Origin of the sequence: Kineococcus xinjiangensis (assembly GCF_002934625.1) — a bacterium.
Taxonomy (GTDB): domain Bacteria; phylum Actinomycetota; class Actinomycetes; order Actinomycetales; family Kineococcaceae; genus Kineococcus_A; species Kineococcus_A xinjiangensis.
In genome coordinates this window covers 253,818-274,197 of sequence record NZ_PTJD01000005.1, presented here as the reverse complement: position 1 = coordinate 274,197, position 20,380 = coordinate 253,818, and the positions used below count along the sequence as shown (strand labels likewise).

Below are 20,380 nucleotides of genomic sequence, written 5' to 3'. Positions count from 1 at the left end.
GACGTGCTCGACCCCGGACCGACGTGCCGGGGAGGTGCGTGAACACTACGTGACGGTTTTCACCCTGTCGAGGGAATCTTCACGTTCTTGCAACTTCTTGCATAGATCCCTGCTACGGCCGCGCCTCCCCACCGCGCCCGGCACCCGTCTCAGCGCCCTTCCACATCACCCGCGACATCACCCGCGACATCACCCGCGACATCACCCGCGACATCACCCGCGACCGTTCCGGGACGGAGCCCGGAGCGGCATCATGGTGGCCATCGCACGCGGCCGGTGACGCGCTCTCGAACGGACGACGACATGGCTCAGGACGAGGCAGCAGGCGAGGGCGACGCGGGCGCGGGGACGCGACCGCCTCCCGGCTTCGGCGTGCGCGACGGACGGTACCTGGGGACGACGGGGCGCTGGTGGATCGAGCTGCGCGTCGACGCCGCGGGGGGCGGGCTGCTCAGCGCCGACCTGCACACGGTGGGCTCCGACCGGCAGGTGCTGCGGTTCAGCGGGCGGGGCACCCGCCGCGCGCCCCTGACGCCGCGCGGACCCCGGTGGGAGTTCGCGTGGACGCTCGACGACGGCAGCACCCGCGGCGGCTGGGTCGCCGTGGCGCCCGTCCCCGACGTCGCGGGGGCGGCGCGGGTGCGGTTCCTCGTGGAGTCCGGCGACGGCGGCGCGGTCACGACGGTGGTGGGCCGGGTCGTCCGCTCCGGTGACCTGCTGCGCGACCTGGGGCTGGAGGTGGAGGTGGAGGCCGGCGTGGTGCCCCTGCGTCCGGTCCTCGTCGACGGGGAGCACCTGGACGTCGAGGAGTGCCTGCGCCGCACGGGCTTCGCCGTCGAGCGCGTCGGCCGGCCGAGCAGTGTCCCGGTGCCCGCCGGTGGCCGCTGGCACGGCGTGGACGTCCTCGGGCAGCTGCACGCGTCGATGGCCGGGGCGGCGCAGGCGTCCCTGGAGACCCCCGCCTGGGAGGTGCACCTGCTGCTGCTGTCCCGCTCGGACCGCCCGGGCCTGCTCGGGGTGATGTTCGACCTCGGTGAGGTCCTGCCCCGGCAGGGCGCCGCCGTCTTCCTCGAGGAGGTGCGTGCCGGGCGGGAGCAGGAGGACGCCGACCGCCGCGCCCTGCAGCTGCTGCTGCACGAGACCGGTCACGTCCTGAACCTCCCGCACCGCTTCGCCGTCGATCGCTGGAACTCCACGTCCTTCATGAACTACGACTGGTGCTACCGGGGCGGGCGCGCCAGCGCCCGGTTCCACGAGGAGTTCCAGTGGGCCTACGACGAGGACGAGCTGGCCTTCCTGCGCCACGGCCCGCGCGGTGCGGTCATCCCCGGCGGTGGCCCCTTCGGCGCGGGCACGGACTGGCCGCCGGGCCGGCACGGCAGCACCCGCGCCGACGGCGAGGCCGCGGCCGGGCTGTCGCTGTGGCTGACGCGGGGGCGGGGTGCACCCGCGGGCATCGGCGCGGGCGATCCCGTCTTCCTCGAGGTCTCCCTGGCGAACACCGGCGACACCGACGTCGCCGTGCCCCGCGAGGCGCTCGACGTCAAGGCGGGCCTGCTCCGGATCCTCGTGCGCCGCCGCGCCGAGGACGCGACCGCGTCGACCGACGGGACGGCGCAGCCCGACGTGGAGGCCTACGCGCCGGTGCTGCACCGCTGCTACGCCCTCGACTCCGGCCGCGTCGTGCGGCTGCAACCCGGGGAGTCCCTGCACGACAACCTGAACCTGAGCGGGGGCGCCTCGGGCTCGCCCTTCGCCGAACCGGGGCGCTACACGATCCAGCCCGTCCTGACCCTGCCCAGCGGGGACGGCGCGGAGGCACCGTCGCTGCTGGTCGCCGGCGAGGAGCTGGACGTCACCGTCGATCCCCCGCCGCGCGCGGCGGCCCGGGAGGGCTTCGACCCGCTCCCCGGGCCGGGGGTGCGCGCAGCGCTCGCCCTCGGCGGCACCGCCGGGCAGCCCGAGGTCGGCCGGGCGCTGGAGGGCTACCTCGCGGACCGGCTCGCCGCGGCGGCCGGCCGCGCGGATCCCGACCCGCTGGTGGCCGCCGCCCAGCGGCTGCGCGGCCTGGAGCTGCACCGCCGCGCCGACGGAGACCCCCGCGAGGCGGCGCACCTGCTGGAGGACGCCCTCGCACGGGGCGGGGGCGTCTTCGACCCGCACACGGAGGAGCACACCCGCCGGCTCGCCGCGAACTGCCGTGCGAGGGCCACCGGGGGGACGGCGCCCCCGCGCGCCGTCGTCGAGCTCACCGCGGGCGACGGCAGCCGGGCCCTCCTGCCCGGGGTCCTGCGCGGCAACCGCGCCGGGCTGGCGTGGCGAGTGTTCGCACCGGCGGCCTCGCTGCCCCCGGCGATCCGCGGAACGGAGTCGGTGGGGGTGAGCGTCACCGTCGCCGGGGCGGACGGGCTCACCGAGCGGTTGCGGCCGCGGCGAGTCCGGCTGCTGACGCCCCCCGGTGACGAACGCCCCGGCGTGGTGGTGCTGGAACTCGGGCGCCCCGTGCAGGCGGCCGCCTCGCCGGTGTTCGACGTCGCGGCCGTGGACGCGGCGGCACCGGCGGGTACCTGGGACCTCCTGGCGTCGCAGGGTCTCGTCCCCGCGGGCCTCGACGCACCGGAGCTGGACGTCGCCCCGTGGGCCGCGGCCGCCGGCGCCGCGCTGGCCGGCCGGTCTCCCGACGACCCTCCCCCGGTGCGGCTCGAGCACGAGGAGGCCGGCGACGTGGACGGGGTCGCCCTCTGGGTGTGCCGGCTCCTCCGCATCTGCGAGGAGGACGAACCGCCACCGTTCGACGCCGGCCGGCCCTTCGACCCGTGGCCCGAGCCGCGAGAGGGCGCGGACCGCGAACCCGCGCAGGCAGCCTGGTGAACCCGTGGAGGCGCAGCGCCGCCCGCCGGGGGCCCACCGAACGCCACTGCGCGACGCCGGCCGGCCGTGGTCGGGCGCGGCGCTGGCCGCCGCGCTCGCCGTCGCCGAGCTCGCGGTCTTCTCGTCGTCACCTCCCGCCCGCTCCTGGTGGGGGCCCGCCTACCTGGCGCTCGGCTTCCTGCCCCTGGTGTGGCGGCGGCGCGCTCCCCGTGCGGTCTTCGCGGCCGTGTGCGTCCACCTCGCCGGCGCCGTGCTCCTCCTCCCGGAACACCTGCCGACCCTGGCGCTGGTCGCGGCGCTCTACACGGTGGCCTCCCGCTGCCCGCGCCGGACGAGCACCGGCGCGCTGCTGGTCGCGGTCCTCCTCTACGTCCCGGCCTCGACGACGGCCGAGGTCCGCGGCAGCTCCCCGGACGACCCCGTCCGCGCCAGCGTCGCCGTCGTGCTGCTCCTGCTGGCGCTGCTGTGCACCACGGCGGCCGTGGGGTTCAGGACGCAGAGCGGGCGCCGGCGCCTGCTCGCCCTGGAGGAGCAGCAGGAGCGCGCGGCCCAGGAGGCCGTCGCCGCGGAACGACACCGCATGGCGCGCGAACTCCACGACGTCGTCTCCCACTCCGTGAGCATCATGGTGCTGCAGGCGGCCGGTGCCCGGCGCATCCTCCCCGTCGACGCCGCCCGCGCGGAGCAGGCGCTGGCGGAGATCGAGAACCTCGGCAAGCAGTCCATGACGGAACTGCGCAGGCTGCTCGGCGTCCTGCGCGACGGGGCGTTCGTGCAGCCGGCCGGCGAGGAGGAACTGGGCGGGCGCGCCGGGATGGCGCTGCTGCCGGAACTCCTCGACGGCTTCCGCGGCGCCGGACTCGGGGTGCGCTGCGACGTGACCGGCCGGCCGGTTCCGCTGGACGGCAGCGTCGACCTCTCCGCGTACCGGATCGTGCAGGAGGCCCTGACGAACGTGCGCAAGCACGTGGGCACCGGGGTGGACGTCACGGTCCGCGAGGTGTGGTCGTCGGACGCGCTCCTCCTGGAGGTCGTCGACGACGGGAACGGCACCGGGCCCGAGCCGGGGCTGTCGACCGGTTACGGCCTGGTCGGCCTGCGGGAGCGGGTTCGCGCTGCGGGCGGCACCTTCGAGGCCGGCCCGCTGCCGGACGGCGGGTACCGGGTCCGCGCCACCCTGCCGGTCCAGGTGGATCCCGCCTCGGGTGGTGCGCGGTCGCGGGCTGGTGCCCCGTGACGGCGGCAGGCAGTCCCGGCGGGACCGTCCGGGTGCTCCTCGCCGACGACCAGCCGCTGGTGCGGGCGGGTCTGGCGATGCTGCTCGACGCCGAACCGGGCCTCGACGTGGTCGGTGAGGTGGGCGACGGCCGCGGGGTGCTCGACCGCCTGGCGGAGCTGCGCCCCGACGTCGTCCTGATGGACCTGCGCATGCCCGGCATGAACGGCCTGGAGGCGACGCGGCGTCTCACCGCGGACCCGCCACCGGAGGACCCCGACCGCATCGTGCGGGTCATCATCCTCACGACGTACCACGTCGGCGACGAGGTCTACGCGGCGCTGCGGGCCGGGGCGTCGGGGTTCGTGCTCAAGGACGCCGCCCCGGACGAACTGGTGGCCGCGATCCGCGCCGTGGCGGCCGGTGAGGCGTGGCTGGACCCCGCCATCGCCAGGCGCCTCCTCGACGACTTCGCCGCCCACCCGCCCTCGTCGGCCGAAGCGTCCGCGCGGCTCGACGTGCTCACTTCCCGGGAGCGCGAGGTCCTGGCCCTGCTCGCCCACGGGCTGTCCAGCGACGAGATCGCCGCTCACCTGTTCATCGGCGGGGCCACGGTCAAGACGCACCTGGCACGGGTGCTGATGAAGCTCGGCCTGCGCGACCGCGCCCACGCCGTCACCTTCGCCTACCGCACCGGGCTCGTGCACCCGGGCGACCCGGCCCCACCACCACGCCGGCCCGGACGGGCCTGAGGTCCGGGAACCGCCACACCCACGACGCGGGAGACCCGCACCGCCACGCACCGGGTGCTCCAGCGGTTGACGCCCCTCCACCCGGGGTTGACGCACGAGCGCCTCGGCTGCTCCCGGGGGAGGCGCCGGCACACCCCCACACGTCGGACGACCACGCGGTCGTCGCGGAGCAACCTCTCCCCTGGGCGGTCCGCAGGGGCACCGTCCAGGCGATGAGGAGGACGACATGACCGGGGGGACTCCCACCACGACGACCACCAGCACCACCACCGGGGTGCCCAGTGCGGACGGCACGGCCGAACCGGTCCTCGCCGCCGTGCGCCGCGGCGCTCCGGGTGCCTGGAACCGGCTCCTGGAGCAGTACCGGCCCCTCGTGCGCGCCGTGGCACGGCGGCAGGGGGTCAGCGACAGCGACAGCGAGGACGTGGCCCAACTCGTGTGGATGCGCCTGCTGACCGGTCTGCCCGGCATCCGCGACGACGAGGTGCTGGCGGCGTGGCTGATCACGACGAGCCGCCGGGAGGCGTGGGCGCACCGCTACCGCGCACGCCGGGAGGTGCCCTGTGAGGAACTCGTGCTCCCGTGCCCGCACGACGGCGCGGACGAGCCGTTCGACGCCCTCGACCGGAGGCTCGCGCTCGCCCGGTTGCGCCGCTGCGTGGCCGTCCTCCCCGCGCGGGAGCGCAGGCTCGTGCAGGCCCTGACGGACCCGCGGGAACTCACGTACCGCCAGATCAGCCGCATGCTCGACATGCCCGTCGGGGCCATCGGCCCCGTCCGCCAACGCGCCCTGCGCCGGTTGCGCGCCCTCCTGGAGGCAGAGGACCAGCCCCGCAGCGCCGCGGCGGAGGCGTGCTGAGGCCCCGTCATGAGCTCACCTCGTCTCGCCGCTCCCACCACGCCGTGGGCGGACAGGTCCGCCGCGGCTCACGCCCTCCTCGACGCCGCCACCGCCGCACAGGAGGACTACCTCCACTGCGTGCAGGTCTGCATCGACCACAGCGCACGAACGGTGCGCGACACCGCCCACCTCCAGGACCTCGTGGCGGCGATGCGCGCCGCGGAGCAGCAGTGGTCGGCTCTCCGGGAGGCTGCCACCACCGCGCTGGCGGACCTCGACACGGCGCCGGACCACCCGCGCCGGCGCTTCGCCCCCCCGTGGCCCGCAACCCCCACCCCGACGTTGTGCCTCGTCTGGTCCACGGCCGGGCGCGCGCCGGGGGAGGTTCCCGACGGGGCGGGCTCACCCACCGGGGCGGTCCCCGGCAGGACGGCCGCGCCGTCGGCTCCACCGGGTCCCCCCGAACCGGCTGAGGGCGCCCCGCACGCCGCGTAGCTCCGGGGGCCGGCCCCGCCGCCGCGTATCACGGCACCACCTCAGCACCTCTTCGCCCGCGAGTCCGGTGCACCGGCTCCACCAGTCCGCCCCGCGGCCGCCGCCACGACGGAAGCCGCGCACCACGCTGCGACGCGCCGTGCCCGGTGCTGCGGAGAACCCCGCACCGACCGCGCCGCCGCGCCCCTCCCGGTCCCGCTACGCCTCCAGAAGGAGATCCCACCCATGAACGTCTTCGAGCACTCCACCGCGGAACTGTCGCCGCACCTGCGCCGCGAGGTGGAGTTCGACTCCGTGGTCCGCCGCGGCCAGCGCGGCCGGGACGTCCGCCGCGTGCAGGAGTGGCTCACCCTGCACGGCTTCGGCCTCGTCGTCGACGGCGACTTCGGTCCCGCCACCCAGCGCCAGGTCACGGCCTTCCAGGAGCGCTGCGGCCTCGAGGCGGTCGGGGACGTCGACGAGGAGACCGCCGCCGCGCTCGTGGAGCCGCTGGTGCAGGTGCTGCGGCAGCGGCTGAACTCCTCCCGCCCGCTCGGCGAGGCGGTGGTGGAGTACGCGCAGGCCCACCTGGCCGTCCACCCCCGCGAGGTCGGCGGTCAGAACCGCGGCCCCTGGGTGCGCGCCTACATGGGCGGTCGGGAGGGCGCCGACCAGCCCTGGTGCGCAGGCTTCGTCACGTTCGTCCTGCACCAGGCCGCGCAGTCGCTCGGCGTGCCCGCGCCGATCGCGGGGTCCGCCTCCTGCGACGTGCTGGCGGCGCAGGGCGGGGGCGCGGGCCTCTTCGTCGCCGAAGCCGACGTGGAGTACAAGGACCTCCCCACCGGCAGCCTCTTCCTCGTGCGCTCCAGGCCCGGGGACTGGACCCACACCGGCCTGGTCGTGGAGGCCCGCGAGGACGACTTCGACACCATCGAGGGCAACACCAACGACGACGGATCCCGCGAGGGCTACGAGGTCTGCGCCCGGGCGCGGGGCTACGCAGGCAAGGACTTCGTGAGACTGCCGTGAACGGCGACGACCCCGCCCGCCGGGCAGGGCTGATCGGTCCCGACGGGACCGCCACCCCTCGCTACGCGCAGTACCTCGCGCACCAGCGGCAGCACCAGGCGGCCCTCGCCGCCCGCGAGGAGGCGTACGCGCGGGCCCTGCGGGACCCACGGGCGCTGCAGCAGTGGCCGATGACGGGGCGCGCCTACCAGGACGCGGTGGACGACGCCTTCGACCGCTGGCTCTCCCTCGGGCACAAGCGCGAGGTCGAAGCGGCGCTCGACGCCCTGCGCTCCCCCGACTGCACCCGCACCACCGAACACCCCTCCCACCCACCGCGCCACCACCACGAGAGGAACAGCAATGCCTGACGTCTTCAAGATCCTCAAGGACCTCGAACTCAAGGCCGTGGGCCTGGACGAGCAGACCAAGAAGATGCAGGAGGGCTACTTCGTCGCCTTCCGCAACGTCGGTCTGCCCATCCGCAAGCAGGACTTCGACCGGCCCTTCAGCCCGCTGGGCAGCAGCCCCCGCGCCGAGGTGCCCCCGACCCCCGACAGGACCGACCCCGCGGACGCCCCCAAGACCGCCAGCGGCGCCCTGGACCCGGAGAAGGTGTACGACGACGCCCTCCTCGCCGACGTCTCCCGCGCTCACCGCGCCTACGTCAACACGTTCATGCTGACCGACAGCAAGCTGAACATGAGCGCCGACTACTCCGTGATGCCCGGCGCCAGCAAGGTCAGCGACTCCTGGTGGGCGATCACCACCGGCGCCAACGGCATCCCCAGGACCCTCGACCTGGACCCCGCCCTGCAGGCCGAGTACGACAAGGCGCAAGCCGTGCTGATGGACACCGAGGGGGAGATCACCCGCAAGTACGAGCGCTACCTCGAGTACCAGGACGAGTACCGGGGCAAGGTCCGCGCGTACAACAAGGCCTACGCCAACGCCTTCACCGACCCCCGCAAGCTCCAGCAGTGGCCGATGGAGGGGAAGTTGTACAAGGACGAGGTCGACGAGGCACTCGACCGCTGGGAGTCCTTCGGCCACCGGCAGACCATCGAGAACGCGATGGCGATCCTGGCCGCACGCGGGACCGACCCGGCCATCGCCCTCATCGGGCGGGCGAAGAAGAAGCTGAACGGCAACCTCTTCAACTTCCCCGGTGTCGGCAACATCCCCTACACGATGATGCTGCCCTCCGACTGGGCGGACCCCGACAACGACGAGGGCTGGACGCAGTACTCCAGCCGCGACTTCCACTCCGAGACGCACTACGCCTCCTCCTCCACCTCCTTCGGAGGCAGCGCCGGCATCAACGTGGGTTTCTGGAGCGCCGACGCCGGATTCAGCCACAACTCGTCCAAGTCGTCCCTGGACATCTCCACCTCGAACCTGGAGGTGAGGTTCAGCTACTGCGTCGTCGACATCGTCCGCCCCTGGCTGGACACGTCGCTGCTGAACCTGGACAACTGGTTCCTCTACGGCGACTACCCCGCCGGGACCATCTCCAGCGGGACGATGAACCAGGAGAAGCCCGCCACCAACGAGCCGACCTTCCTGCCCTCGATCGTGACCAGCCTCATCCTCGTCAAGGATCTGCGCATCACGTGGGACGACTGGAAGTCGCAGTGGGACTCCAAGACCTCCAGCACCCGCGCCGAGGCCTCCTTCGGCTACGGACCCTTCGCCGTGAAGGGGCACTACGGCAAGGACAAGCACTCCTTCGACGCCTCCACCGACGACGAGGGGGAGGGACTGGTCGTCGAGGGCATCCAGCTCGTCGGCTACGTCTCGCAGATCAACCCCTTGTCCCCCCGCAAGAACGGCGCGGACTTCCTCAACGGCTGAGCGGCCCCGGCACATCCCACAGCACGCAGTCCGCGGGGATCGGGCGCCGGCGCGCCCGGTCCCCGCACACACAGACGGGACCACCCCATGAGCACTCCGCTCAACGCACTGCACCAGCCCCTCAACGACTTCTTCCTCCAGCGCTTCCGGACACCGGCCGACAGCCCCGTCCTCTTCCGCTTCGACCGCTTCGGCTCCACCGTCGACGACGACGACTTCCGCGACCCGAGCCAACCGGAGACCTACAGCCCCGCCCTGGCGTGCGAACGCATCTCCGACCTCGTCAACCGCATCCCCGTCGACACCGGGGACGGCATGACGATCGTGCTCACCCCCGACGCCCTGGACACCACTTACCACGACCGCATCCTCGCTCCAGCACTGCCGCACCTGCCCCAGGGCAGCAGCGAGGAGGACCGCGCGGCCATCGTCGCCACCTTCAGCGGCATCAAGGCCGAGGCGCGGCGACTGTGGGAGGACCTGTCCCTGCTCTCCAGCACCGGCATGCGGCTGGAGTTCCGGCCCACCGAGGCCACGCCCGCCACCTGGTACGAGCCCGACGCCGGGAACTGGACCGCGGCCTCCTTCCAGGTGAAGGGCTCCGGCACGGCACGGGCGGCGCAGGAACCGGAACTGGTGTGGAAGCTGCGCCCGGACCTGCACGAGCTCACCCAGGTGCTGCAGCTGGAGCCGGCCGCCGTCGGCACCGTGCCGGTCGGCGACCTGCTGCTGTCCGCGCACACCCGCGGCCTCGCCGAGACCCACCCGGCCACCGCGATCCACCCCGCCATCACCGCCACCCTCGCCACCGGCGAGCTCGCGGTGGCGCCGGTGGCGGACCGCGCGCCCGTCGTCGCGCTCAACCCCGCCGTGCTCGCCGCACCCTCGCGGAGGCACGCGGCCGGGCCGTGGCCGCTGCGGGAACGAGCGGGGGCAGCGAGCGGCCTCGCGGCCGGCACCGCCGAGGTCCGCGCCGGGGCGGGCGACGGACCGCTCGGGCTCCGCGGAGCGGGGATCCGGGAGGAACTGCTCGACCGGCAGCTCCTCGGCGGGCAGGAGCCGGTCCGGCGCAGCGGCGACGAGGCCGGTTCCCTCCTCAGCGGACGGACGCTGCGCGAGCGACTGCGGCTCCTGCCCGTCCGCGACCGGCTCCTCATCAAGCGCGTCCTCGACGACGTCACGCCAGCGGCGGAGGTCACCACTCCCAGCCTCGACGTCTCCTTCGAGTACTGCCTGGTGAACCTGCGCCGCCCGTGGTGCTCCACGTCCCTCCTCCACGACCGCTCCTGGCGCATCCCCGGGCACAGCCGCGGTGACCTGACCGCGCCCGGTGCCCCCGGCAACCTCCCGCTGATGCCGGTCGGGTTCGTGGCGGTGCGCAAGCTGCGGATCAGCGCCGCGTGGTCGGAGGCCGATCGCAGCCGCCTCGGCGCCGCCACCTCGCTGGGCCCCTTCGAGGTGGGTCCCGTCGACGCCAGCGGCGCGCTCTCCCGCGACGGCATGCAGATCGTGGGCTGGCTGCTGCAGCCGCTGCCCCCGCTCCCGCCCCAGCCCTAGCTGTCCTGAGCACGGACAGGGCGCGCGGACGCGCGCCACGGCACCGTGCATGTCGCTTCCGTGACGATCGCCGCACCGGCCCGGACCGGGCTGGCGGGCCGCGAGCGGTGGCGGCAGGCTCGCTGCGGGCAGCGGGCGGAAGGGGCGCCGACGCGACCGCTGCCGCCGCGCGGCGCTCGCCGTGGCCGCCGCGGTGGCCCCGACAGCGACCGAGGAGGACCGTGGCGATCCCGAGCACGTCGCAGGAGGCACCCGCCGGCCACCACGACTGGTTCCTCACCGACGCCGAGCGCGGCAACGACGCCACCCGGCTGCCCGCCTGGAGCGAGGGCAACGCCGTGCGGCCGCTCGTGGACGGCGCGACCTACTTCGCCGCGCTCGCCGACGCGCTCGAGGACGCCGGCGCCGGCGACGTCGCCCTGTTCGCCGACTGGCGCGGCGACCCCGACGAGCTCCTGCGGGAGGGCGGGCCCCGCATCGCCGAGGCCCTCACGCGCGCCGCCCGGCGCGGGGTGCTCGTGAAGGGGCTCATCTGGCGCTCCCCGTTCGACCTCGTGCGCTTCGCGCCCGTGCGCAACCGCAACATGGCCCAGCACGTCCACGGTGACTGCGCCGAGGTGGTGCTGGACCAGCGGGTGCGGCGCGCAGGCAGCCACCACCAGAAGTTCTTCGTGCTGCGCCACGCCGAGAGCCGCCGCGACGACGTCGCCTTCATCGGCAGCCTCGACACCGGCCACAGCCGCCGCGACGACCCGGACCACCGCGGGGACCGGCAGAGCATGCCGTTCGGCCGCGCCTACGGCCCGCGCCCGTCCTGGCACGACGCCAGCGTCGAGGTGCGCGGGCCGGCCGTGGCCGATGCCGAGGTCGTCTTCCGGGAGCGATGGGACGACCGCGCACCGCTGTCGCTGCTGCCCTGGCAGCGGCTGCCCGACCTGTGGCACCGGCTCACCCACCAGCCCTCCCGGCTGCCCCCCGAGGTGCCCGCACCCCCGCCGGCGGGCACGTGCGCCGTGCAACTGCTGCGGACCTACCCGCGCCGCCTGCCCTGCTACCCCTTCGCGCCCGACGGGGAGCGCAGCGTCGCCCGCGGCCACACCAAGGCCCTGCGGCGGGCCCGGCGCCTGGTGTACGTGGAGGAGCAGTTCCTCTGGTCGGCGGAGGTCGCGCGGTTCTTCGCCGACGCCCTGCGCGCCTCTCCGGAGCTGCACCTGGTGGTCCTGGTGCCGCGGGTCCCCAAGCGCAACAACGCCGCGGCGGCGCCCTTCCTCGTGTTCGGGCAGGCCCGCGCGCTGGAGGTGCTGCGGGCGGCGGGCGGGGACCGGCTGCACGTCTTCGACGTGGAGAACCACGAGGGCGACCCCGTCTACGTCCACTCGAAGATCACCATCGTGGACGACGTGTGGGCCTGCGTGCGCAGCGACAACCTCAGCCGGCGCTCCTGGACCCACGACTCCGAGCTCTCCGTCGCGGTGCTGGACGAGGCGCGCGACCCGCGCAGCCCTCTGGACCCCGCGGGCCTGGGCGACGGGGCGCGGCGCTTCGCGCGCGACCTGCGCCTGCAGCTGATGCGCGAGCACCTCGACCGCGGGCCGGACGACTGCGCCGACCTCCTCGACCCGGACGACGCCGTGGCCGCGCTGCACGGCAGCGCGGACGCGCTGGACGCCTGGCACGCGGGCGGCCGGCGCGGCCCGCGCCCACCCGGGCGCCTGCGCTCCCACCCGCCGCAGACCCTGCCGCGCTGGAAGGAGGCCGTGGCCCGGCCGCTGTACCGGGCGGTGCTGGACCCGGACGGGCGGCCCCGCGCGTTGAAGCGCCGCGCGGAGTTCTGAGGCGCCGCGCGGGGGCGCCGGCCGGGAACCGGCTGCGGCCCGGGAACGGCGAAGGCCCGGTCGCCGCTGCGACCGGGCCTTCGCCGTGCACCCCCAGGGGGTGGCGGCTTCGAGGTCAGACGTTGAAGCCGAGGGCGCGGAGCTGCTCGCGCCCGTCGTCGGTGATCTTCTCCGGCCCCCACGGCGGCATCCACACCCAGTTGATGCGGTGGTCCGCCACCACGTCGAGCAGCGCCTGGGCGGTCTGCTCCTCGATGACGTCGGTCAGCGGGCAGGCCGCGCTGGTGAGCGTCATGTCGATGGTGAGGACGTTGTCGTCGGTGACCTGCAGACCGTAGATGAGGCCGAGGTCGACGACGTTGATGCCCAGCTCGGGGTCGACGACGTCGCGCAGCGCCTCCTCGACCTCCTCGACCGTGGCCGGCGTGGGACCGGCCGCCGCGGGGGCGGGCGCGGTCTGCGCGGTGGTCCCGGCCTGCGCGCTGGTCCCGGCCTGCGCGCTGGTCTCGGCCCCCGCGGTCGGCTCGGCGACGGGCGCCGCGTCGGGGGCGGCTGCGGTGGTGTCCTGGCTCATGGGCTGCTCCCTCGCTGCGGACGTTGCTCGGCCGGTGCGGCTCAGCCGGCGGCCGGGGTGAGGAACCGGTCGTAGCCGGACTCCTCCAGGGCGTCGGCCAGCTCCGGGCCGCCCTGCTCGGCGACCTTGCCGTCGACGAAGACGTGCACGAAGTCGGGCGTGATGTAGCGCAGGATGCGCGTGTAGTGGGTGATCAGCAGCATGCCCACGTCGTTGCCCTGGCGCACCCGGTTGACGCCCTCGGAGACGACCTTCAGCGCGTCCACGTCGAGACCGGAGTCGGTCTCGTCGAGGATGGCGAACTTCGGGCGCAGGAGCTCCATCTGCAGGATCTCGTGGCGCTTCTTCTCGCCGCCGGAGAACCCCTCGTTGACGTTGCGCTCGGCGAAGGAGGCGTCCATGCGCAGGCCCTCCATCGCGGAGCGGACGTCCTTCACCCACGTGCGCAGCTTCGGGGCCTCGCCGTCGATGGCGGTCTTGGCGGTGCGCAGGAAGTTCGACACCGTCACGCCCGGCACCTCGACGGGGTACTGCATGGCGAGGAAGAGACCGGCGCGGGCGCGCTCGTCCACGCTCATCTCCAGCACGTCCTCGCCGTCGAGGGTCACCGAACCGCCGGTGACCTCGTACTTGGGGTGCCCGGCGATGGAGTAGGCGAGGGTGGACTTGCCCGACCCGTTCGGCCCCATGATCGCGTGGGTCTCGCCGGACCGGATGGTCAGGTCGACACCCCGCAGGATCTCCTTGCTGCCGCCGTCCGCCTCGACGCTGACGTGCAGGTCGCGGATCTCCAGGGTGGCCATCAGTTCTCCTCCGCCTTCTCGGCGTCCGTCTGCTGTCCGCCCGCGGGCGCGGGCATCGTGGAACTGCCCGCTGCGGGCACCGTGGCACCGGCCGCTGCGGGCATCGTCGTCTCGAGCTCGGTCTCGATGGTGGCGAGCAGGCGCTCCTGCACCGCGGGCACGCCGATGCGCTGGAGGATGTCGGCGAAGAAGCCGCGCACCACCAGGCGGCGGGCGTCGGCCTCGGCCAGGCCGCGCGACTGCAGGTAGAAGAGCTGCTCGTCGTCGAAGCGGCCGGTCGCGCTCGCGTGCCCGGCGCCGACGATCTCGCCGGTCTCGATCTCCAGGTTCGGCACGGAGTCCGCGCGCGCACCGTCGGTCAGGACGAGGTTGCGGTTGAGCTCGTAGGTCTCGGTGCCCTCGGCCGCCGCCCGGATCAGGACGTCGCCGATCCACACGGAGCGGGCGGTCTCCCCCTGCAGGGCGCCCTTGTACTCCACGTAGCTCTTGCAGTGGGTGGCCTCGTGGTCGACGAAGAGGCGGTGCTCCAGGTGCTGACCGGCGTCGGAGAAGTACAGCCCGAGGCACTGGGCGTCGCCGCCGGGAGCGGCATAGCGCACGTTCGTGGACAGGCGCACCACGTCACCGCCGAGGGTGACGGCGAAGTGCTTCACCGTCGCGTCCCGGCCGACGAGCACGTCCTGCTGGCTGACCTGCACCGCCCCGGAGTCCCACTCCTGCAGCGTCACGAAGGTCAGCTGCGCGCCGTCACCGGCGCGCACCTCCACCCCGCCGCGGTGGGTGCCGGAGCCGACGTGGTCGAGCACGACGGTGGCGCGGCTGTGGCGGCCGGCGTCGACGACGAGGTGGCCCGACGTCGCGCCGCCGGTGCCGCGCAGGGTCAGGAGGACCGGCTCGTCCAGCTCCGCCTCGGCCGGGATGCGCACCAGGTGCGCCTGCCCGCCGGCCTGCCAGGCGGCGGCCGCCACCCGGTCGCCCGGGACGAACCCCGTGCCGGCGCCGACCTCCTCCAGGGAGCCGCTGCGCACCTCCACGCCCTCGGGTGCGCTCACCTCCAGGGCGGGCGCCGACTCCGCGGCGGCCACCTCGAACAGCGCCTTGATGCGGGCGAAGGGGCTGAATCGCCACTCCTCCTCGCGGCCCGTGGGCACGGCGAAGTCGGCGACCTCGAAGGAGGTGCGCCGGGCTGCGCGGCTGGCGTCGGGCACGGTGCCCGCGCCGTGGCTGTGCGCGCGCCCGGTGGCGCCCGGCGTGTCCGCGAGCTCGTCGCCCGGGGTCCTGTTCTCCTCGACCACGGTCATCAGCCGACGGCCCCTTCCATCTGCAGCTCGATCAGGCGGTTCAGTTCCAGCGCGTACTCCATGGGCAGCTCGCGCGCCACGGGCTCGATGAACCCGCGCACGATCATGGCCATGGCCTCGTCCTCGGCCATCCCGCGGCTCATGAGGTAGAAGAGCTGGTCGTCGCTCACCTTGGAGACGGTCGCCTCGTGACCCATGACGACGTCGTCCTCGCGGACGTCGACGTAGGGGTAGGTGTCGGAGCGGCTGATGGTGTCCACCAGCAGCGCGTCGCAGCGCACCGTCGACTTGGAGTGGTGCGCGCCCTCCTGGACCTGGATGAGGCCGCGGTAGGAGGTGCGGCCGCCACCGCGGGCGATCGACTTGGACACGATCGCGGAGGAGGTGTACGGCGCGGCGTGCACCATCTTGGCGCCGGCGTCCTGGTGCTGGCCCTCACCGGCCATGGCGATGGAGAGGGTCTCGCCCTTGGCGTGCTCGCCGAGCAGGTAGACCGCCGGGTACTTCATCGTCACCTTGGAGCCGATGTTGCCGTCGATCCACTCCATGGTGGCGCCCTCGGCAGCGGTCGCCCGCTTGGTGACGAGGTTGTACACGTTGTTCGACCAGTTCTGGATCGTCGTGTACCGCACGCGGGCGTTCTTCTTCACGATGATCTCGACGACCGCGGAGTGCAGCGAGTCGGACTGGTAGATCGGCGCGGTGCAGCCCTCGACGTAGTGCACGTAGGAGCCCTCGTCCGCGATGATCAGCGTCCGCTCGAACTGGCCCATGTTCTCCGTGTTGATGCGGAAGTAGGCCTGCAGCGGGATGTCGACCTGCACGCCCTTGGGCACGTAGATGAACGACCCGCCCGACCACACGGCGGTGTTGAGCGCCGCGAACTTGTTGTCCCCGGTGGGGATGACGGTGCCGAAGTACTCCCGGAAGAGCTCCTCGTGCTCGCGCAGTCCCGTGTCGGTGTCGACGAAGATGACGCCCTTCTCCTCCAGGTCCTCGCGGATCTGGTGGTAGACGACCTCCGACTCGTACTGCGCCGCCACGCCCGCGATGAGGCGCTGCTTCTCCGCCTCCGGGATGCCGAGGCGGTCGTAGGTGGAGCGGATGTCCTCCGGCAGTTCGTCCCAGGACGTGGCCTGCTTCTCCGTGGAGCGCACGAAGTACTTGATGTTGTCGAAGTCGATGCCCGTGAGGTCCGAGCCCCAGTCGGGCATCGGCTTGCGCCCGAAGAGGCGCAGGCCCTTCAGCCGCAGGTCGAGCATCCACTGCGGCTCGGACTTCTTGGCCGAGATGTCGCGCACGACATCCTCGGAGAGCCCGCGCCGCGCGGTGGCGCCCGCCACGTCGCTGTCGGCCCAGCCGTAGCGGTAGCGGTCCATCTCCGCGAGCTCAGGAGGGGTCGTGGTGGTCATCGTCGGTGTCCTTCCGTCGTCGGACGGCTGTTCCCGGACGTCGCCCGGGGAGTCTGGGTCGCGGCGGTGCCGCGAGGGGTGGCGCGGCGCTCGGCCGACACATGGGCGGTGCAGACGTGGTCGCCGTGGGCGAGGGTGGCCAGGCGCTGCACCCGGGTGCCCAGCACGCGCTCGAAGGCGCGTGCCTCGGCCTCGCACAGCTGCGGGAAGCGCTCGGCCACGCGCTGCACCGGGCAGTGCCCCTGGCACAACTGCGTCCCTTCCGCCCCTGTTCCGGCGCCCACCGGACGGGCGGAGGCAGCGTAGCCTTCGGCGGCCAGGGCGCCGGCCAGCGCCTGCACGCGCGCTGCCACGTCGTCCCCCACCGCCTCCACGGCCTGCACCAGCCTGGCCTCCAGGGCCCGGGCCCGCACCTCCGCGAAGCCCTCCACGGCCGCGGGCCCCCCGCTCTCGGCGAGGAACGCGAGGGCGGAGAGGGCCATCTCGTCGTAGCCGGCGGGCAGCTCGCGGTGGCCGCTGCTGGAGACGACGTACTCGCGTGCGGGCCGTCCCCGCCCGCGCGGCCGTCCGCCGGCGGACGGGCCGCGCACCTCCACGACGCCCTCGGCCTCCATGGCGTCGAGGTGGCGGCGCACCGCCGCGACGGTCAGGCCCAGCACCGGGGCGAGGGCCGCGACCGTGACGGGGCCGTGCTCGGCCACCGCGGCGCGCACGCGCGCACGGGTGCCGGGGTCGGTGGCGGCAGGCTCCTGCCGCTCCGGATCCGGCCCCTGCGGGGGCGACGCCGCGATTATCACAACACCGATGTTATCTAATTCGTCGGCTCACCCCAACCGCCGCCGGCGTGACGACGGACACGTCCCCCCGGCGCGGCCGCCGGGGGACTGCGGGCGGGAGGCGGCCCCGGCCGCACCTAGACTCGGGCCGGTGGGAACGGGCGAGTCGATGGGCGCGGACGGCGCGGGCAGCGCCCCGGTCGTGGTCGACTCCCTCGTCAAGCGCTACGGCGGGCGCGCAGTCGTCGACGGGCTGACCTTCAGCGCCGCCGCCGGGGCCGTCACCGCCGTCCTCGGCCCCAACGGAGCCGGCAAGACCACCACCATCGCCTGCTGCGAGGGCCTGCGCCGCCCCGACGGGGGCAGCGTGCGCGTGCTCGGGCTCGACCCCGCCGCGGACGGCGCGGCCCTGCGCCCGCGCGTCGGCGTCATGCTGCAGGACGGCGGCCTGCCCACCGGGGCCGGCGCTCTGGAGGTCCTGCGCCACGTCGCCGGCCTGCACTCCGACCCCGTGCCCGTCGACGACCTCGTCGCCGCCCTCGGCCTGGCCTCCTTCGCGCGCACCCGGGTGCGGCGGCTGTCCGGCGGGCAGCGCCAGCGCCTGGCCGTGGCGTGCGCCCTCGTCGGCCGCCCCGAGGTGGTCTTCCTCGACGAGCCCAGCGCGGGCCTCGACCCGCAGGCGCGCCTGGCCGTGTGGGACGTCGTCACCCAGGTGCGCGACGCGGGGGCCTGCGTCGTGCTCTCCACCCATCTCATGGAGGAGGCCGAGCGCCTCGCCGACCACGTCGTCGTCGTCGACGGCGGCCGGGTCGTCGCGCAGGGCTCCCCGCAGGAGCTGACCCGCACCGAGTCCACCCTCAGCTTCTCCGCCACGCCGGGGCTGCCCGTGGCCTCCCTGCAGGCCGCCCTGCCCCCGGGCACGAGCGTCGCCGAGCCCACCGCCGGGCGCTACCTGCTCACCGGCGTCCACGCCGGCCCGCAGGTCGCGGCCACCGTCGCCTCCTGGTGCGCCACCCACGACGTGCTCCCGGAGGGGCTCGGCGCCGGCCGCCGTACCCTGGAGGACGTCTTCCTCGACCTGACGGGACGGAGCCTGCGGTGAGCCGGAGCACCACCGCCCCGGGCAGGGACACCGGCGCCGGCGTCCCCGCCTCCCCCGGGCCCCGCCTCGACCTGCGCCCGCGCGGCGGCGCAGCACCCTGGTGGCGCCGGGTCCGGCGGCAGGGCGCCCTGGAGGCGCGCACCGCCCTGCGCAACGGCGAGCAGCTGCTGCTGACCCTCGTCATCCCCGTCGTCGTGCTCATCGCCACCGCCCGCACCCGCGTCCTCGACGTCGGCGGCGCCCTCGTGGGCGAGGGTGAGCGCCCCGCGCTCGCCCTGGCGGGGGTGCTGGCCCTGGCGGTGGTCTCCACCGCCTTCACCGGGCAGGCCATCGCCACCGGCTTCGACCGCCGCAACGGCGTGCTGCGGCTGCTGGCCACCACCCCGCTGGGCCGCTCCGGCCTGCTCAGCGGCAAGTGCCTGGCCGTCCTGGCGCTCGTGGCCGTGCAGGTCGTCGTGCTCGCCGGGGTGGGGCTCACCCTCGGGTGGCGACCGGAGGCGGGCTCCCTGCTCGCGCTGCTGCCCCTGCTCCTCGGCGTGGCGGCGTTCACGTCCCTCGGGCTGCTGCTGGCCGGCACCGTGCGCGCCGAGGCGACCCTGGCCGCCGCGAACCTGGTGTGGTTCCTGCTGCTGGCCGGCGGGGGCCTGGTGCTGCCCCCGGAGGCGCTGCCCGGCCCGCTGCCCGCCATCGCCGCGGCGCTGCCCTCCGGGGCGCTCGGCACCGCGCTGCGCGAGGCCCTGGTGGATGGGCGCCTCGCGCTCGTGCCGCTGCTGGTGCTGGCGGCCTGGGCCGCCGCGGCCGCGTGGGCCGCGGCCCGCTGGTTCCGCTGGGACTGAGCCCGCCCGCACGCTCCAGGGCTGTGACCGGTCGCACCCTCCGCGGCGCCGGAGCCGGTGCGCCGGAGACCTACGATCGGAGGGTGAGCACGACCACTCCCCGGCCCGCTCCCCCGGCTTCCCACCCGGCGCGACCGCGCCCGCCGGTGGGGCCCTGGACCTCGCGGCTGCTGCTGCTCAACGTCGTCGTGGAGTGCCTCATCGTCGTCACCGGCGGCGTCGTGCGCCTCACCGGCTCGGGACTGGGCTGCCCCACGTGGCCGCAGTGCGTGCCCGGCTCCTACACCCCCGTGCTGGAGCAGGCGGAGGGCTTCCACAAGTACATCGAGTTCGGCAACCGCACCCTCACCGGGCTCGTCGGCCTCGTGGCGCTGGCCGCGGTGATCGCCGTGGTGCGCGAGCGGCGCCCCGACCTGCTGCGCTGGGCGCTGCCGGTGCTCGCGGGCATCGCGGTGCAGGCCGTCATCGGCGGCATCACCGTCCTCACCGGGCTGCACCCGGCGACCGTGATGCTGCACTTCCTCGTCTCTGCCGTCCTCATCGCCGTCTCCACCGCCCTGTGGATGCGCGCTCAGGAGCCGTCCGGGCCGCGCGAGCGCGCCGTGCCCCGGCCGGTGCGCGGCCTGGTGCTCGCCGCGGCCCTGGTCTCCGCGGCCGTCATCACGGTGGGCACGGCCGTCACCGGCGCCGGCCCGCACGCCGGGGACGCCGACCAGCCGGTGCGTCTGGCGGTGGACCCCCGCACCCTGAGCTGGCTGCACGCCGACCTGGTGATGGTCTTCGTCGGCCTCGTCGTGGGGTGCGTCGTCGCGCTGCGGCTGGTGCCGGAGGCCACGGTGGCACGGCGGCGAGCGGCTGAACTGCTCGTCGTGACGCTGGCGCAGGGGGCCATCGGCTACGCGCAGTACTTCACGGGCCTGCCCGAGGTCCTCGTCGGGCTGCACATGGCCGGTGCGTGCGTGCTCGTGGTCGCGATGGCACGCCTCGTGCTGGCGCTGACCCGCCCGACGCTCCCGCGCCCCGCCTGACGGCACAGGACGGTCACAGGGGCGCAGGACGGCCCCAGGGGCGGTCACAGCCGGGGCGTGACCCCGCTGGGCCCGGCTGACGGCTCGCCGGCGCGCCACGGACCGACGGGGGCGACGCCGGCCGTGCCGCTGCCCGCGGT

The 20,380-nt window shown here is 74.7% G+C and carries 18 protein-coding genes; 13 read left to right on the top strand and 5 right to left on the bottom strand.

Annotated elements, in window-relative coordinates; genetic code table 11:
• Positions 1–303: 303 nt before the first annotated feature.
• The 10 genes from CLV92_RS09250 to CLV92_RS09205 all read left to right on the top strand — a co-directional run bounded on the left by CLV92_RS09250 (position 304) and on the right by CLV92_RS09205 (position 12,408).
• A complete protein-coding gene (locus tag CLV92_RS09250) occupies positions 304–2,871 on the top strand; it encodes a hypothetical protein (RefSeq protein WP_104432509.1) in 2,568 nt (855 codons plus the stop codon).
• 4 nt (positions 2,872–2,875) lie between these two features.
• Entirely contained in the window at positions 2,876–4,108 is a 1,233-nt protein-coding gene (locus tag CLV92_RS09245) for a sensor histidine kinase (protein WP_104432508.1), read from the top strand.
• A gap of 32 nt (positions 4,109–4,140) precedes the next feature.
• Positions 4,141–4,839, top strand: a complete 699-nt coding sequence (locus tag CLV92_RS09240) for a response regulator (protein WP_104432580.1) — start codon at positions 4,141–4,143, stop codon at positions 4,837–4,839.
• A gap of 226 nt (positions 4,840–5,065) precedes the next feature.
• Positions 5,066–5,698, top strand: coding sequence for an RNA polymerase sigma factor (locus CLV92_RS09235; RefSeq protein WP_104432507.1), 633 nt, complete (start codon positions 5,066–5,068; stop codon positions 5,696–5,698).
• 9 nt (positions 5,699–5,707) lie between these two features.
• Entirely contained in the window at positions 5,708–6,175 is a 468-nt protein-coding gene (locus CLV92_RS09230; RefSeq protein ID WP_104432506.1) for a hypothetical protein, read from the top strand.
• Positions 6,176–6,400: 225 nt separating this feature from the next.
• Entirely contained in the window at positions 6,401–7,183 is a 783-nt protein-coding gene (locus CLV92_RS09225) for a peptidoglycan-binding domain-containing protein (protein ID WP_104432505.1), read from the top strand.
• On the top strand, positions 7,180–7,533 hold the full coding sequence (locus CLV92_RS09220; protein WP_104432504.1) for a hypothetical protein: 354 nt from the start codon (positions 7,180–7,182) through the stop codon (positions 7,531–7,533). Before CLV92_RS09225 ends, CLV92_RS09220 begins: the two co-directional genes overlap by 4 nt.
• On the top strand, positions 7,526–9,016 hold the full coding sequence (locus CLV92_RS09215; protein ID WP_104432503.1) for a hypothetical protein: 1,491 nt from the start codon (positions 7,526–7,528) through the stop codon (positions 9,014–9,016). The genes CLV92_RS09220 and CLV92_RS09215 overlap by 8 nt, the downstream gene beginning before the upstream one ends.
• A gap of 87 nt (positions 9,017–9,103) precedes the next feature.
• Positions 9,104–10,573 (top strand): hypothetical protein, encoded by a 1,470-nt coding sequence (locus CLV92_RS09210; RefSeq protein ID WP_104432502.1) that lies wholly within the window; start codon positions 9,104–9,106, stop codon positions 10,571–10,573.
• 221 nt (positions 10,574–10,794) lie between these two features.
• Positions 10,795–12,408 carry a phospholipase D family protein gene (locus CLV92_RS09205; protein ID WP_211290992.1) on the top strand — a complete coding sequence of 538 codons (1,614 nt, stop codon included), beginning with the start codon at positions 10,795–10,797 and terminating at the stop codon, positions 12,406–12,408.
• Between the two features lie 115 nt (positions 12,409–12,523).
• Here CLV92_RS09205 and CLV92_RS22365 read toward each other — a convergent pair whose 3' ends face one another.
• Genes CLV92_RS22365 through CLV92_RS09180 form a run of 5 tightly spaced genes read right to left on the bottom strand, consistent with a single transcriptional unit; the run spans position 12,524 to position 17,295 of the window.
• Entirely contained in the window at positions 12,524–12,982 is a 459-nt protein-coding gene (locus CLV92_RS22365; RefSeq protein ID WP_104432501.1) for a metal-sulfur cluster assembly factor, read from the bottom strand.
• A gap of 41 nt (positions 12,983–13,023) precedes the next feature.
• Positions 13,024–13,785, bottom strand: coding sequence for a Fe-S cluster assembly ATPase SufC (gene sufC, locus CLV92_RS09195; protein WP_104432500.1), 762 nt, complete (start codon positions 13,783–13,785; stop codon positions 13,024–13,026).
• On the bottom strand, positions 13,785–15,086 hold the full coding sequence (sufD, locus tag CLV92_RS09190) for a Fe-S cluster assembly protein SufD (RefSeq protein ID WP_104432499.1): 1,302 nt from the start codon (positions 15,084–15,086) through the stop codon (positions 13,785–13,787). The genes sufC and sufD overlap by 1 nt, the downstream gene beginning before the upstream one ends.
• Entirely contained in the window at positions 15,086–16,465 is a 1,380-nt protein-coding gene (gene sufB, locus CLV92_RS09185; protein ID WP_281256919.1) for a Fe-S cluster assembly protein SufB, read from the bottom strand. The genes sufD and sufB overlap by 1 nt, the downstream gene beginning before the upstream one ends.
• A gap of 29 nt (positions 16,466–16,494) precedes the next feature.
• Entirely contained in the window at positions 16,495–17,295 is an 801-nt protein-coding gene (locus CLV92_RS09180; RefSeq protein ID WP_245886626.1) for a helix-turn-helix transcriptional regulator, read from the bottom strand.
• A 148-nt stretch (positions 17,296–17,443) separates the two neighbouring features.
• Here CLV92_RS09180 and CLV92_RS09175 point away from each other — a divergent pair, with 148 nt between their 5' ends.
• The 3 genes from CLV92_RS09175 to CLV92_RS09165 all read left to right on the top strand — a co-directional run bounded on the left by CLV92_RS09175 (position 17,444) and on the right by CLV92_RS09165 (position 20,240).
• Positions 17,444–18,376: an ABC transporter ATP-binding protein gene (locus CLV92_RS09175; protein ID WP_104432577.1), complete on the top strand. Its 933-nt coding sequence runs from the start codon at positions 17,444–17,446 to the stop codon at positions 18,374–18,376.
• Entirely contained in the window at positions 18,373–19,212 is an 840-nt protein-coding gene (locus CLV92_RS09170; RefSeq protein WP_104432497.1) for an ABC transporter permease, read from the top strand. Before CLV92_RS09175 ends, CLV92_RS09170 begins: the two co-directional genes overlap by 4 nt.
• An 83-nt stretch (positions 19,213–19,295) precedes the next feature.
• Entirely contained in the window at positions 19,296–20,240 is a 945-nt protein-coding gene (locus CLV92_RS09165) for a COX15/CtaA family protein (protein ID WP_211290991.1), read from the top strand.
• Positions 20,241–20,380 lie beyond the last annotated feature (140 nt).

Coding starts and splice junctions, on each gene's coding strand:
- CLV92_RS09250 (WP_104432509.1), top strand. CDS start 304: ATGGCTCAGGACGAGGCAGCAGGCGAGGGCGACGCGGGCGCGGGGACG.
- CLV92_RS09235 (WP_104432507.1), top strand. CDS start 5,066: ATGACCGGGGGGACTCCCACCACGACGACCACCAGCACCACCACCGGG.
- CLV92_RS09230 (WP_104432506.1), top strand. CDS start 5,708: ATGAGCTCACCTCGTCTCGCCGCTCCCACCACGCCGTGGGCGGACAGG.
- CLV92_RS09225 (WP_104432505.1), top strand. CDS start 6,401: ATGAACGTCTTCGAGCACTCCACCGCGGAACTGTCGCCGCACCTGCGC.
- CLV92_RS09215 (WP_104432503.1), top strand. CDS start 7,526: ATGCCTGACGTCTTCAAGATCCTCAAGGACCTCGAACTCAAGGCCGTG.
- CLV92_RS09210 (WP_104432502.1), top strand. CDS start 9,104: ATGAGCACTCCGCTCAACGCACTGCACCAGCCCCTCAACGACTTCTTC.
- CLV92_RS22365 (WP_104432501.1), bottom strand. CDS start 12,982: ATGAGCCAGGACACCACCGCAGCCGCCCCCGACGCGGCGCCCGTCGCC.
- sufC (WP_104432500.1), bottom strand. CDS start 13,785: ATGGCCACCCTGGAGATCCGCGACCTGCACGTCAGCGTCGAGGCGGAC.
- sufD (WP_104432499.1), bottom strand. CDS start 15,086: ATGACCGTGGTCGAGGAGAACAGGACCCCGGGCGACGAGCTCGCGGAC.
- sufB (WP_281256919.1), bottom strand. CDS start 16,465: ATGGACCGCTACCGCTACGGCTGGGCCGACAGCGACGTGGCGGGCGCC.
- CLV92_RS09175 (WP_104432577.1), top strand. CDS start 17,444: ATGGGCGCGGACGGCGCGGGCAGCGCCCCGGTCGTGGTCGACTCCCTC.